We start from the raw sequence: 14,002 nt of genomic DNA on the forward strand, positions 1-14,002 counted from the left end.
CCACGGGTGTGGGAAAAGGGGCGTCACAACGTGTGGAGAGCACTGCTGTCGGGACACGGTGGCCATGGATGGCACGGGCAGTTCTCAGCCATGAGATCAGACAACCACATTGTCCGCACGTTCTCCCCACGTGTGGACAACTCTGTGGAGAACTACGATGATGACAGCCCGGCCACCCGCCGGACCGATCCGATCGACGCACCCGCAGACGTCCCAAGCCCGGAGGAGGGCCCGTGCCCGACCACACCACCGACCTGTGGGTCTCAGCCATCGATCACCTCGCGGCAGCGGGCACCATGGGCACGGGCAAGGTCGCCATGATGCGCATGACGAGTGTTCTCGACGTCGATGACACGCTTGTCGTCGTCGTCGGTTCCGCCTTCGCCCGCGACACCTTCGAGAAGGCACGGGCCACGATCGCCGCCTCCCTGGCCGCTGTCGCCGGCCACAAGGTGCCCTTCGAGATCATCATCGATCCCTCCCTGGAGGCCTTGTCCGCGCCCATCCGGCGTGAGCCGCGCCCCGCCGCCGCACCCGCCGGGCCCCTGCCCTCCTCCAGCCGGGTCGGCAACGAGTCGGCCGCGACGGGCTTCGACAGTCCGGCCGACCCCACCGACGTCAACGACGCCGCCAGCAACACGGCAGCTGCGATGAGCAGCACTCAGCCTCTCGAGTCCTCGACTCCTCCCCGCCCCGGGGCCGGCCTGCGCTCGGTGCCGCAGCCGACCGTCGTGCCCGAGCACCGTCCGGCCGGCCCGGACTATTCGCGCCTCAACCCGCACTACACTTTCGACACCTACGTCACCGGCGGGTCCAACCGCTTCGCCAACGCCGCCTCCCTCGCCGTCGCCGAGGCTCCGGGCACCGGCTACAACCCCCTGTTCGTCTATGGCGGCTCCGGCCTGGGCAAGACGCACCTGCTGCACGCCATCGGCAACTACGCGCGCGAGCTGAACCCGACCACCCACGTCAAGTACGTCTCCAGCGAGGAGTTCGTCTCCGACTTCATCGACTCCGTCCAGGTGGGGCGCATGAGCTCCTTCAAGGACCGCTACCGGGGCGTCGACATCCTCCTGCTCGACGACATCCAGTTCCTCAGCGGCAAGGAGTCCACCCTCGAGGAGTTCTTCCACACCTTTAACGCCCTGCGCCTGGACAACAAGCAGATCGTCCTGACCTCCGACCAGCCACCCAAGGATCTCAAGGGCTTCGAGGACCGGCTCATCTCGCGCTTCACCGAGGGACTGACCGCGGATGTGCAGCCGCCGGACCTCGAGACGCGCCTGGCCATCCTTGCGCGCCGGGCCCGCGCCGAGGGTCAGGAGGTGCCGGTCGAGGTCCAGGAGTACATCGCCTCGCGCGTGACGACGAATATCCGCGAGCTCGAAGGCGCACTCATCCGTGTCACCGCCTTCGCCTCCCTGACCAAGCAGCCCATCGACCTGACCCTGGCGGAGATGGTGCTCAAGGACATCCTGTCCGACCCCGAGGGTGAGCAGATGACGTCCTCACTCATCATGGCGCAGACGGCCGACTACTTCGGCATCACCATCGAGGACCTGTGCGGCAAGGTCCGCACCAAGACCTTCGTGCACGCTCGTCACGTGGGCATGTACCTGTGCCGCGAGCTCACCGACATGTCTCTGCCACAGATCGGCCGGGAGTTCGGCAAGGACCACACAACCGTCATCAACGCCAACCGCAAGATCGTCGAGCAGATGTCCGAGCGACGCTCGACCTACAACGAGGTCATGGAGCTGACCAGCCGTATCAAGCAGGCCGCCCAGACCGCCCGGCGCTGAGGTCCCGGTTCCGTCGTCGGCCCGTCAGCGCCGACGACGACCCAGCTGCGCGGACAACCTGCCCGTGCGTCGTCGTCGGCACCCGACCAACCCGAGTTGTGGACAACCTGGGAATCGAGGGGGGACAAGCCCCCTGTGCGACTGTGGACCACCGGCCCTGTCCTGGGGACGCCGACACTGGTCGACCCCGTCCGTCCACCGACCAGGCCGGCCGCCCACCGAAGCACGCCCGTGTGATTCCACAGCGACCCTCCCCACGTCCTCGGCCCGAAACCCGGTTCTCCCCAGGATCCACATCTCCTATTACCCCTACAAAGACTTATCTCACGCGAGGAACAACATCTCTGCCCGCACGTGGTCCCACTCCGGGCGCCTCGGGCACGAGGTACGTCTAGAATCCGGATGGATCGTCCTGACCCCAGGACCACAGCACCGCCTCAGACGCCAGCGCCCGAGGCACGCCAGCAGAAGGAGCCCACCGTGAAGCTCAGGGTTGACCGCGACGTCCTCGCCGAGGCCGTGACCTGGACCGCCCGCTCCGTCCCCGCACGCCCGCCTGTTCCCGTGCTCGCCGGCGTCCGGCTCGAGACCCAGGGTGCCAGCCTCGTCCTGGCGTCCTTCGACTACGAGGTCTCCGCGCGCTGCGAGGTACCCGCCGAGGTCGAGGAGGAGGGCGTCGTCCTCGTCTCCGGCCGCCTGTTGGCCGACATCGCCAAGGCACTGCCCTCCAAGCCCGTGGACCTTGAGGTTGAGGGCACCAAGGTGACCGTCTCCTGCGGCTCCTCCCGCTTCTCGCTGGCCGCCATGGCGGCCGACGACTACCCCGCGCTACCGCTCATGCCCGGCGCGGCCGGCACCGTCGATGCCCACGACCTTGCCCAGGCGGTCGCCCAGGTCTCCATCGCCGCCTCGCGCGACGAGACCCTGCCGCTGCTCACGAGCGTGCAGATGGAGGTCGACGGCGACGCCCTGACCCTCATGGCCACGGACCGCTACCGCCTGGCCGTGCGCGAGATGACCTGGAGGAGTGGGGACTCCGCGCTGGAGACCCGTGCGCTGCTCAAGGCCCGCACCCTGTCCGACGTCGCCAAGTCCCTAACCTCGACGGGGGATGTCACCATCGCCCTGACCGAGCCCGGATCGACCACCTCCAGCCTTATCGGCTTCGAGGCCGGGGGCCGTCGTACCACCAGCCTGCTGACCGACGGCGACTACCCGCCGGTCCTGCGCCTGTTCCCGGAGACGACGACGATCCACGCGACCGTCGGCCGTGAGGAGCTCATGGGCGCGGTGCGGCGCGTGAGTCTCGTGGCGGACCGCTCCACCCCCATTCACATGACCTTCACGCAGGGCAACCTGGCCCTGGACGCCGGCAGTGTCGAGGACGCCCAGGCCTCTGAGCAGCTCGTCGCCCACCTTGAGGGCGAGGACATCACGACCGCCTTCAACCCGGGATACCTGCTCGATGGGCTCGGCGCCATCACCCAGCCCTACGTCACCCTTGACTTCACTCACGCCTCCAAGCCCGCTGTCCTCACAGGCGTGGACTCCATCGGCGGGGAGCCGGACACGTCCTTCCGCTACCTCATCATGCCGATCCGCTTCGGCGCCTGAACGGCGTGTACGTCTCTGACCTCGCACTCGACGACTTCCGCTCCTACGAGCACCTCGTCGTCTCCTTTGAGCCGGGCATAACGACCTTCGTCGGGCCCAACGGGCAGGGAAAGACCAACCTCGTGGAGGCCATCGGCTACCTGTCGACCCTGTCCAGCCACCGCGTGGGCAGCGAGTCGGCACTTGTGCGCCGGGCCGCTCCGGGCGAGGAACAGCCCGGGGGCGCCGTCGTGCGCGCCAAGGTCATCCACGGTGAGCGGCCGACGGTTCTGGAAGTCGAGATCGTCTCGGGCAAGGCGAATCGCGCCCGGCTCAACCGGGGACAGACCCGGCCGCGCGAGCTGCTCGGACTCCTGCGCACCGTGGCCTTCGCCCCCGAGGACCTGGCGCTTGTGCGTGAGGAACCGGTGGTGCGCCGCCGCTTTCTCGATGACCTGGCCGTCACCCTGCGCCCCGCCCTGGCCGGCGTGCGCGTCGAGCACGACCGGATCCTGGCCCAGCGTGCGAGCCTGCTCAAGGCGGCGCGTGCCGCCCGGGGTGTGAGTGCGTCGATGGCGACGAGCCTGGAGGTGTGGGACGCCCAGCTGGCGGCGGTAGACGCCCGCCTCATCGCCGCCAGGGTCGACGTCGTCACCCACCTGCGTGACTGGGTGGCCTCCTCCTACGCCACCGTCAGCACCGTCAGTGGAGCCCAGTCCGAGGCCCAGATCGCCTACCGCGCGAGCCTGCTGCTGCGCGAGGGGGCCGCGGAGCCCGACCCCCGGCGGAGCACGGCCTGGCTGGAGGAGGAGAAGGAACTGCTCGACGTCGAGGCAACGACGGCGCGGCTCATCGCAGCGATGGCGGACCTGCACCCGCAGGAGGTTGAGCGCGGGGCGAATCTTGTGGGTGCGCACCGCGACGACCTGTCGCTCTTCCTCGGCGGCCTGCCCGCCAAGGGCTTCGCCTCCCACGGTGAGCAGTGGTCCATGGCCTTGGCGCTCAGGCTCGCCTCCTACGAGATGCTGCGCCACGACGTCGACGCCTTCGGGGGCGACGGCGAGCCCGTGCTCATCCTCGATGACGTCTTCGCCTCCCTGGACGCCCGCCGCCGCCGGGCCCTGACGGGCGTTGTCGCCGGAGCCCAGCAGGCCCTGGTGACGGCGGCCGTTGACGAGGATGTGCCCAGCGAGATCGACGGTGCACGCTTCAAGGTCGAGGCCTCGACACTGACGGCGGTGACCTGAGATGGGCGAGGACAAGCAGGCCGAGGAGCGCCCGGGAGGCCCGGCAACCCGACGCCCGGACGAGGAGGATGACTCGCTGGCCCTGCAGGTGCTCGCCCGCGCCCAGTCACGAGCCTGGGGCTCGGGTGACGAGCGCGCGCGCCTGGCACGCACGCCGGCCGGTGAGGACGGGGTGGCGGCCTGGGACGCGCCGCGCCGTCGCCGGAGTGAGCGGGCCGACGAGGGCGACGACGAGGAGCGCGGGCCCGGGCTGGCCCGGGGGCGAGATCGGCCCGGCCCCACGCGCTTCGACCCGCGTCCGGGAGGGCGCGAGCTGGGCGACTCCTTCGCCGAGCGCGGCTGGGCCGGCAAGCTCGCCATGGCCCAGCTCGCCGTCGCCTGGCCCAGGATCGTTGGTGAGCGGGTGGCCGAGCACACGCAGGTGGTGGCCTTCGAGGTGGGCCGTCTCGATGTGCGGGCGACGTCGACGGCGTGGGCCCAGCAGCTGCGCCTGCTCATGCCCTCGATCCAGCGGGAGATCGCCGCGGAGCTGGAGCGGATCACACGGGCCCGTCCGGGACCCGGGGGCCGACGTCGGGTCGAGGTGCCGCAGGTCGAGATGCGCGTGCTGGGGCCCACGGGTCCGACCTGGGGTCATGGGCGCTTTGGTGCGGCCCGCGGGGGCCGCGGACCGCGCGACACCTACGGCTGAGCGCCGGTGATGGTGTCTCCAAGTCTCCAAGGGTGAGACTGCCCACTTCCCCGACGGGCCCTCACAGCGGGGTCCTGGGGGTGCACCACGGTAGGATCGGGCTGGAATTGCCCATAGTGCGCCCGGGGTGCCCGAGAGGTACCCACCTACACAACACGGCCCCGGACCCGGAATCGGCCGTCTGAGGGACCATGTCCCGTCCGGCGCACAGAACGAGGAGCACCTGACACGTGTCTGACCAGGACCTGCCTGTGACCACCGGCGCCGAGAGCCCGGCTGGGACCCGTCCCGTCGGCCAGGGCAGCGCCGATTACGGCGCCAGCGACATCACCGTTCTCGAGGGCCTGGAGGCCGTACGCAAGCGCCCGGGCATGTACATCGGCTCCACCGGCGAGCGCGGCCTGCACCACCTGGTCTACGAGGTCGTGGACAACGCCGTCGATGAGGCCCTGGCCGGCTACTGCGACCACATCGAGGTCACCATCCAGGCCGACGGCGGCCTCAAAGTGGTCGACAACGGCCGCGGCATCCCCGTGGACGAGCACCCCACCGAGCACCGCCCCACCGTCGAGGTCGTCATGACGATCCTGCACGCCGGCGGCAAGTTCGGCGGCGGCGGCTACGCCGTCTCCGGCGGCCTGCACGGCGTGGGCATCAGCGTCGTCAACGCCCTGTCGACGCGGGTGGACACCGAGATTCGCCGCCAGGGGCACGTGTGGCGCATGAGTTTCGCCGACGGCGGCCGCCCCGTGACCGAGCTTGTCAAGGGTGAGGCCACCGAGGAGACCGGCACGACCCAGACCTTCTACCCGGACCCGGAGATCTTCGAGACCGTCGAGTTCGATTATGAGACCCTGCGCCGCCGCTTCCAGCAGATGGCCTTCCTCAACAAGGGCCTGCGCATCAGCCTGACCGATGAGCGCGAGGGTGTCACCGACGACGGCGACGAGATCACCGGTGACGAGCCGGGCACCACCGATGACCCTGTCAAGGGCCACCGCCAGGTCACCTACTGCTACGCCAACGGCCTGCACGACTACGTCGCCTTCCTCAACAAGGCGAAGAAGGTCGAGCTCGTTCACCCCGAGATCATCGACTTCGAGGCCGAGCAGCAGCTCGACGACGTGCGCGGCATCAGCCTCGAGATCGCCATGCAGTGGACCAGCGCCTACTCCGAGTCGGTGCACACCTACGCCAACACGATCAACACAACCGAAGGTGGCACGCACGAGGAGGGCTTCCGCACGGCGCTGACCTCCCTGGTCAACCGCTACGGGCGCGAGAAGGGCCTCATCAAGGACCGGGACGACAACCTCACCGGTGATGACATCCGTGAGGGCCTGACCGCCGTCATCTCCGTCAAGCTCTCCGAGCCGCAGTTCGAGGGCCAGACGAAGACCAAGCTCGGTAACACCGAGGCCCGCACCTTCGTCCTGCAGACCGTCAACTCCAGGCTCGGAGACTGGTTCGACTCCCACCCGGCCGAGGCCAAGGCGATCATCTCCAAGGCCCTGCAGGCCGCGGCCGCCCGGGTGGCGGCCCGCAAGGCGCGTGAGGCCACCAGGCGCAAGGGCGTTCTGGAGTCCGCCTCCATGCCCGGCAAGCTGCGTGACTGCTCGAGCCGCAACGCCGCCGACTGCGAGATCTTCATCGTCGAGGGCGACTCCGCCGGGGGCTCCGCCGTCGGCGGGCGCGACCCCGAGCACCAGGCGATCATGCCGATCCGCGGCAAGATCCTCAACGTCGAGAAGGCGCGCCTGGACCGGGCCCTGTCCTCGGACACGATCCGCTCGCTCATCACCGCCTTCGGTACGGGCATCGGTGAGGACTTCGACATCGCGCGGCTGCGTTACGGCAAGATCGTCATCATGGCCGATGCCGACGTCGACGGTCAGCACATCGCCACTCTCCTGCTCACGCTGCTCTTCCGCTACATGCGGCCCCTCATCGAGCAGGGCCACACTTACATCGCCATGCCGCCGCTGTACCGCCTCAAGTGGTCCAACGCGGAGCACGAGTTCGCCTACTCCGACGCCGAGCGCGACCAGCTGCTGCGGGCCGGGGCCGAGGCCGGGCGCCGTCTGCCCAAGGAGGGCGGCATCCAGCGTTACAAGGGTCTGGGCGAGATGAACGACCACGAGCTGTGGGAGACGACGATGGACCCGGCCACCCGCATCCTCAAGAAGGTCACCCTCGACGAGGCCGCCGACGCCGACGAGACCTTCTCGATCCTCATGGGCGACGACGTCGAGCAGCGCCGCTCCTTCATCCAGCGCAACGCCGCCGACGTCCGCTTCCTCGACATCTGACCCGCCGACCGCCGTCGGCAGCAAAGGAAAACAGCCACCGTGAGTGACGAGACCACCAACCTCCCCGTCGAGGAGCAGACCCACGACCGCGTCCAGCCGGTCGACCTCCAGATGGAGATGCAGCGCTCCTACCTCGACTACGCCATGAGCGTCATCGTCGGGCGCGCCCTGCCGGACGTGCGTGACGGCCTCAAGCCCGTCCACCGCCGTGTCCTGTACGCCATGTACGACGGCGGCTACCGCCCCACGTCTTCCTTCTCCAAGTCCTCGCGCGTCGTCGGCGAGGTCATGGGCAACTACCACCCGCATGGTGACGGGGCGATTTACGACGCTCTGGCCCGTCTTGTGCAGTGGTGGTCCCTGCGCTACCCGCTGGTGGCCGGGCAGGGCAACTTCGGCACCCCCGGCAACCTGGGGCCGGCCGCCCCCCGGTACACCGAGTGCAAGATGGCGCCGCTGGCCATGGAGATGGTTCGCGACATCGACGAGGAGAGCGTCGACTTCCAGGACAACTACGACGGTAAGAACCAGGAGCCGACGATCCTGCCGGCCCGCTTCCCGAATCTGCTGGTCAATGGCAGCGAGGGCATCGCCGTCGGTATGGCCACCCGGATCCCGCCGCACAACCTGCGTGAGGTGGCCGACGGCGTCCAGTGGTTCCTCGCGCACCCCGATGCCTCGCGTGAGGAGCTGCTCGAAGAGCTCATCAAGCGCATCCCCGGCCCGGACTTCCCCACGGGCGCCACGATCCTGGGACGCCGTGGCATTGAGGACGCCTACCGCACGGGTCGCGGCTCGATCACGCAGCGTGCCGTCGTCAGCGTTGAGGAGATTCAGGGCCGTCAGTGTCTGGTGGTCACCGAGCTGCCCTACCAGGTCAATCCGGACAACCTGGCGGACAAGATCGCCCAGCTGGTGCGCGATGGCCAGATCACCGGCATTGCGGACATCCGTGATGAGACCAGTGGTCGCACGGGCCAGCGGCTCGTCATCGTGCTCAAGCGCGACGCGGTCGCCAAGGTGGTCCTCAACAACCTGTACAAGCGCACGCCCCTGCAGGACAACTTCCCGGCCAACATGCTCGCCCTGGTGGACGGTGTGCCGCGCACGCTGAGCCTGGACGGCTTCGTGCGCCACTGGGTGACCCACCAGATCGACGTCATCGTGCGCCGCTCCCGCTTCCGCCTGCGCAAGGCGGAGGAGCGCCTGCATGTGCTGGCCGGCCTGCTCAAGGCCATCGACGCACTCGACGCCGTCATCGCCCTCATCCGCCGCTCCCCGACGGCCGACGAGGCCCGCACGGGCCTCATGGGTCTGCTCGGGGTGGATGAGATCCAGGCCGACGCAATCCTGTCCCTGCAGCTGCGCCGCCTCGCGGCCCTTGAGCGCCTGAAGATCCAGCAGGAGGCCGACGAGCTCCAGGCCCGCGTGGACAACCTGAAGGAGATCATCGCCTCCCCCGAGCGTCAGCGCGGCATCGTCTCGACCGAGCTTGCGGAGATCGTCGAGAAGTACGGCGACGAGCGCCGCACGAGGATCGTGCCCTTCGACGGCGAGATGAGCATGGAGGACCTCATCCCGGAGGAAGAGGTCGTCGTGACGATCACCCGGTCCGGCTACGCCAAGCGCACGCGCACCGACCAGTACCGCTCGCAGCACCGCGGCGGCAAGGGGGTCAAGGGTGCGGCCCTGCGCGAGGACGACGTCGTCGACCACTTCTTCGTCACCACCACCCACCACTGGCTGCTGTTCTTCACGAACCTGGGACGTGTCTACCGCGCCAAGGGCTACGAGCTGCCCGAGGGCGGGCGTGACGCCAAGGGCCAGCACGTGGCGAACCTGCTCGCCTTCCAGCAGGGCGAGGAGATCGCCCAGGTCATGGAGCTCAAGGACTATGAGCAGGCGGACTACCTTGTGCTCGCCACGCGCCGTGGCCGGGTGAAGAAGACCCGCCTGGCGGACTACGACTCCCCGCGCTCGGCCGGCCTCATCGCCATCAACCTGCGTGAGGACGAGGACGGGCAGGCGGACGAGCTCGTCTCAGCGAGCCTGCTGAGCGAGGGCCAGGACCTGCTGCTCGTCTCGCGCCACGGACAGTCCACGCGCTTCACGGCCAGTGAGAACGAGCTGCGCACGATGGGGCGCGCAACCAGTGGTGTCACGGGCATGCGCTTCCGTGGTGACGACTCGCTGCTGGCGATGGACGTCGTTGATCCGTCCTGGACGGACGCGGACCTGTTCGTTGTCACCGAGGGTGGTTTCGCTAAGCGCACGAACGTCCAGGAGTACCCGACCAAGCACCGTGGTGGCTTGGGGGTCAAGGTGGCCAACCTTGTTGAGGAGCGTGGGGACCTCGTGGGTGCGCTGGTGACGGCGCCCAACGATGAGGTCATGTGCATCATGGCGTCTGGCAAGGTGGTGCGCTCGGCGGTCGCAGAGGTCTCGGTGACCGGACGCAACACGCAGGGCGTCACCCTCGCCAAGCCCGACGACGGCGACCGGATCATCGCGGTGGCCCGCAATGCCGAGCGGGAGCTCGACGGGGATGAGCCCACCGGCAGTGCCGACAGTGCTGGGAGCGCTGAGAGTGCCGTCTCAGCCTCCTCCGCTGATGACCCGGAGGCGGTAGCGTTGGCTGACGAGGACAGTGAGGAGCAGGCATGAGTGAGCCCGTCATCCACCCGCCCGTGAGCGGGGACATGAGTGCTGACGCCCCGGCGTCGGTTGAGCAGGGGCAGGCCCAGGTTGGGGTGAAGACGCAGGCAGCGACGACGCAGCCGGCGGTCGCGCCGCGTCGGGTGCGCCTGGCGCTGACGAGGGTCAACGTCCTGTCCGTCACGAAGGTCTCCTTCCTGCTGTCCGTGGCCTCCGGCATCATGATTGTTGTTGCCGCCGCCCTCGTGTGGTTCATGCTCGACAAGATGCACGTGTTCTCCACGATCCAGGACCTCGTGGGCACGATGTTCGACTCGGATTCCAACGCCTTCGTGGCGCTGGTGGAGTACATGAGGTTCTCCCGCGCGATCTCCATGGCCACGATCATCGCGGTGGTCAATATCGTTCTGACCACGGCGCTGTCCGCCATCGGGGCGCTGTTGTACAACGTCACGGCGGCCCTCGTGGGTGGGGTCCATCTCACACTGGCGGACGAGTGATCTGATTTGGCCGCCTCAGACCGGCTGAGTTAGTCTCTTTCGGTCGCACGGGCCTATAGCTCAGTTGGTTAGAGCGCATCCCTGATAAGGATGAGGTCGCTGGTTCGAGTCCAGCTAGGCCCACCACCCGCGGTGGAACGATGAGGAGGGTTCGGATGAACCGGAGGATCGTCTTAGCCGCGGTTTTCTCATGTCTTGGGGTTCTGGCCTACGCGGCGTGGCTCCGGCATGAGTCTGAGCGCGTGGAGCGCTCAGCCTGGGTTGAGGTCGCTGACGCGACCTGAGCACCGGGGGCCATGGCGCAATTGGTAGCGCACCTGCTTTGCAAGCAGGGGGTTACGGGTTCGAGTCCCGTTGGCTCCACCCCACGTGTCCGACGACGCGACAGGGACGTCGTCGTCGGCCTCCTGTACGCCCTTGTCGGGCCGCCGCCATCGCCCGTGCTTCGTGAAGTGTCAGTGGCCCCGGATACCATGACGGGGTGTTGGCGACAGATCTACTGAGCATCGCCGAGGTCGAGCGAGTTGCCGCCCTCAGCGAGCTTGACGCGCTCACTCAGAGTGAGCTTGGTCAGTTCTTCACACCTGCGGCTGCGGCTCGGCTCATCGCGTCGATGCCCCGCCTGCCTGAAGCTGGGACGCTGCGTGTGCTCGACCCCGGCGCGGGCTCGGGCGTGCTGTCCGCAGCACTGGTCAGTCGTGCGCTGATGGAGCGGCCGGACCTGTCAATTGAGATCGTGGCGGTTGAGCGCGATCCTGCGGTGTTGTCGAATCTTCGGGCGACGCTGTCTGCCTGTGAAGACGTCGGCAGAGGTCGGGTCCACGCGGAGGCTGTTGAAGCGGACTTCATCCTGGACTCTGCCGGTTGGGAAGCGTCACTGAGCCTGGATGGCCAGTTCGATCTCGTCATCGAGAGTCCTCCGTACGGGAAGTTGGCGGTGTCGAGTGCTCATCGCAGGGCCATGCGGGCCACCGGTGTTGATGCGCCGAACGTGTACGCAGCGTTCCTCTCGCTGTCCATCTCGGCCCTCAAGGTGGGCGGACAGGTTGTCGCGATCACTCCCAGCTCGTTCTTCAATGGCCCGTACTTCAGTGCGTTCCGCGCTCACCTGCTCGACTCGATCGCGCTTGACCGGGTGCACGTCTTCGACTCCCGCTCGACGGTTTTCGCGGATACCGGAGTCCTCCAGGAGAACGTGGTTGTCGCTGGAACGCGGGGCGCGACGCCTGAGGTCGTCGAACTGTCGGTCAGTCGTGACCATACGGACGACATCTCATCGCGTACCGTTGCCTACGAGGAGGTCGTCTTCCCTCACGACCCCAATCGATTCATCCGGCTGGCGACCGATGCCGAGGACACGGCTGTTGCCGACATCGTGCTGTCCCAACCCTGCACACTGATGGATCTTGGTGTTCAGGTCTCCACTGGTCGCGTGGTCGACTACCGGTCACGTCATGCTCTGAGTGCGGTCGAACGACCGGACGCCGTGCCTCTGGTCTACCCCGGTAACCTCCGCGATGGCAGCGTGCTCTGGCCGCGAGAGATTCGTAAGTCCCAGTGGTTCCATCCAGGGGATGACAAGGACCGCGCAATGCTGCTGCCAGAAGGGTGGTATGCGGTCGTCAAGCGTTTCAGCGCCAAGGAGGAGCGCCGGCGAATCGTTGCCTCGGTCTGGTCACCCGTGGAGCACCCCGGTGAGGTCGCTTTCGAGAATCATCTCAACGTCTTCCATAGTGGAGGCCACGGCTTGGACGAGGACCTCGCCAAGGGCATTGCCGTGTGGCTCAACTCCTCCGTCATCGACAGGTTCTTCCGTACGTTCTCCGGTCACACCCAGGTCAACGCCACGGACCTGCGAGCCCTGCGGTTCCCCACCGCAGCCGCACTGCGCGAACTGGGTAGCAACATGGTGGTATCCCAAGTGGAACGGGTGTGAGTACCGGCGTCACGAGGCCCGCAGCCCGTGCCCCCGGCTGGAGCCACAGCCCGGCTGCCCGCCGCCCACAGGTGGTGCGCAACCCCGGCTCCCCAGTCGGTGGACAACCGTGTGGAAATCTCGCCCGCTCGGCTCCCGTGATGCCAACGTTCTCCCCACCTGTGCGCATCCCTGTGGAGAACAACAGCCATGTCGTTCCACACCGCAGTCCACAGGTGTGGACGAATCACAGCGATGTGCTTCCCCAGAACCCACAGCCAACAGAAACCCTGTGGATCACTGTTCGACTCGGCGCCCGGGACACGACACGGCCCCGCCCATCATGGACGGGGCCGCGCGTGCTGACTTCGGGTCGCTAGCTCACCAGCGCCTTGACCGCGATAAGGATGAGGAGCACAAGCCCTACACCCACCGGCCCCCACAGCCCCACCGCCTTGCGCCGCTCGCGCGGTGCCCAGGCGAACAGCGCCGCCACCGCGGCACCGGTGAGCAGACCGCCCAGATGCCCCTGCCAGGAGATCGATGCCCCCGTGAAGGAGATGACGAGGTTGACCGCCAGCAGACCGACGATGGCCGAGGTGTCGCGCCCAAAGCGTCGCTGGATGACGAACAGTGCCGCGAAGAGGCCGAACACCGCGCCCGAGGCACCCACCGTCCCCGTCCACCACGACGCACCCGACGGCGAGGCCAGCAGATAGACCATGACCGAGCCGCCCAACGCACTCAGGCCGTACAACGCCCCAAAGCGCCACCGGCCCAGCACCGGCTCCAGCGCCGTGCCCGTCACCCACAGGGCCCACATATTGAAGGCCAGGTGCATGAGGCTTGAGTGCAAGAAGGCCGTGGTGAGGAACCGCCACGGCTCACTCAGCGCCACCGCCGGAGCGAACAGCAGGTCGGAGGTCAGCGAACCCAGCACCTGCTGGGCGATGAAGACCAGGACGCAGGCCCCGATGAGCACCTTCGTCAGCAGTGCGTCCGCCACGACGCTGCCGCCCAGGATGGTGCGCGCCCCACGGCGCGCGGCCTGGGCCGAGCGCGCGCAGTCCACGCAGTGCACACCCACCGCCCCAGGTACCTGGCACTCGGGGCACACGGGCCGCTCACAGCGCTGGCAGCGGACGTAAGAGACGCGGTCGGGGTGCCTGGGGCACACGGGGGCGGCCGAGGTGTCGGCGTACTGGCTCATGGTTGCTCCTCACAGCGGCGACAAGGGGCCGGGTGTGCCGACGCCGTCGGGCCCTGTGGTCCGACGGCGTCGAAGGGGCG

General features: G+C 68.0%; 9 protein-coding genes and 2 tRNA genes. 10 read left to right on the top strand and 1 reads right to left on the bottom strand.

Annotation, left to right across the window (positions count from 1 at the left end):
* Nucleotides 1-233: 233 nt before the first annotated feature.
* From dnaA to ID810_RS00050, 10 genes are all read left to right on the top strand, one after another.
* The gene (dnaA, locus tag ID810_RS00005) at nucleotides 234-1,802 is read left to right on the top strand and encodes a chromosomal replication initiator protein DnaA (RefSeq protein WP_166857442.1); all 1,569 of its coding nucleotides are present in this window, start codon (nucleotides 234-236) and stop codon (nucleotides 1,800-1,802) included.
* Nucleotides 1,803-2,282: 480 nt separating this feature from the next.
* Nucleotides 2,283-3,416, top strand: coding sequence for a DNA polymerase III subunit beta (dnaN, locus tag ID810_RS00010; protein ID WP_166857444.1), 1,134 nt, complete (start codon nucleotides 2,283-2,285; stop codon nucleotides 3,414-3,416).
* Nucleotides 3,417-3,421: 5 nt separating this feature from the next.
* The gene (recF, locus tag ID810_RS00015; RefSeq protein WP_166857446.1) at nucleotides 3,422-4,642 is read left to right on the top strand and encodes a DNA replication/repair protein RecF; all 1,221 of its coding nucleotides are present in this window, start codon (nucleotides 3,422-3,424) and stop codon (nucleotides 4,640-4,642) included.
* 1 nt (nucleotide 4,643) lies between these two features.
* Complete coding sequence (locus ID810_RS00020) at nucleotides 4,644-5,333, top strand: DciA family protein (RefSeq protein WP_166857448.1); 690 nt, start codon at nucleotides 4,644-4,646, stop codon at nucleotides 5,331-5,333.
* A gap of 251 nt (nucleotides 5,334-5,584) precedes the next feature.
* On the top strand, nucleotides 5,585-7,642 hold the full coding sequence (gene gyrB / locus ID810_RS00025; RefSeq protein ID WP_166857614.1) for a DNA topoisomerase (ATP-hydrolyzing) subunit B: 2,058 nt from the start codon (nucleotides 5,585-5,587) through the stop codon (nucleotides 7,640-7,642).
* A 39-nt stretch (nucleotides 7,643-7,681) separates the two neighbouring features.
* Nucleotides 7,682-10,306, top strand: coding sequence for a DNA gyrase subunit A (gene gyrA / locus ID810_RS00030; protein ID WP_166857450.1), 2,625 nt, complete (start codon nucleotides 7,682-7,684; stop codon nucleotides 10,304-10,306).
* Nucleotides 10,303-10,797, top strand: a complete 495-nt coding sequence (locus ID810_RS00035; RefSeq protein WP_166857452.1) for a DUF3566 domain-containing protein — start codon at nucleotides 10,303-10,305, stop codon at nucleotides 10,795-10,797. Before gyrA ends, ID810_RS00035 begins: the two co-directional genes overlap by 4 nt.
* 49 nt (nucleotides 10,798-10,846) lie before the next feature.
* Nucleotides 10,847-10,923, top strand: a tRNA-Ile gene (locus ID810_RS00040).
* A gap of 164 nt (nucleotides 10,924-11,087) precedes the next feature.
* A tRNA-Ala gene (locus tag ID810_RS00045) sits at nucleotides 11,088-11,160 on the top strand.
* Between the two features lie 118 nt (nucleotides 11,161-11,278).
* Nucleotides 11,279-12,733, top strand: coding sequence for an Eco57I restriction-modification methylase domain-containing protein (locus ID810_RS00050; protein WP_166857454.1), 1,455 nt, complete (start codon nucleotides 11,279-11,281; stop codon nucleotides 12,731-12,733).
* 355 nt (nucleotides 12,734-13,088) lie between these two features.
* On the opposite strand, the gene ID810_RS00055 is transcribed toward ID810_RS00050, so the two are convergent.
* Complete coding sequence (locus tag ID810_RS00055) at nucleotides 13,089-13,922, bottom strand: rhomboid family intramembrane serine protease (RefSeq protein WP_166857456.1); 834 nt, start codon at nucleotides 13,920-13,922, stop codon at nucleotides 13,089-13,091.
* Between the last annotated feature and the right edge of the window lie 80 nt (nucleotides 13,923-14,002).

The sequence above is a fragment of the Actinomyces respiraculi genome, assembly GCF_014595995.2.
In the GTDB taxonomy this organism is placed as follows: Bacteria; Actinomycetota; Actinomycetes; order Actinomycetales; family Actinomycetaceae; genus Actinomyces; species Actinomyces respiraculi.

What these genes read in the sequence shown, in the direction of transcription:
- ID810_RS00020 (WP_166857448.1), top strand. Translation starts at nt 4,644, where the DNA reads ATGGGCGAGGACAAGCAGGCCGAGGAGCGCCCGGGAGGCCCGGCAACC.
- ID810_RS00035 (WP_166857452.1), top strand. Translation starts at nt 10,303, where the DNA reads ATGAGTGAGCCCGTCATCCACCCGCCCGTGAGCGGGGACATGAGTGCT.
- ID810_RS00055 (WP_166857456.1), bottom strand. Translation starts at nt 13,922, where the DNA reads ATGAGCCAGTACGCCGACACCTCGGCCGCCCCCGTGTGCCCCAGGCAC.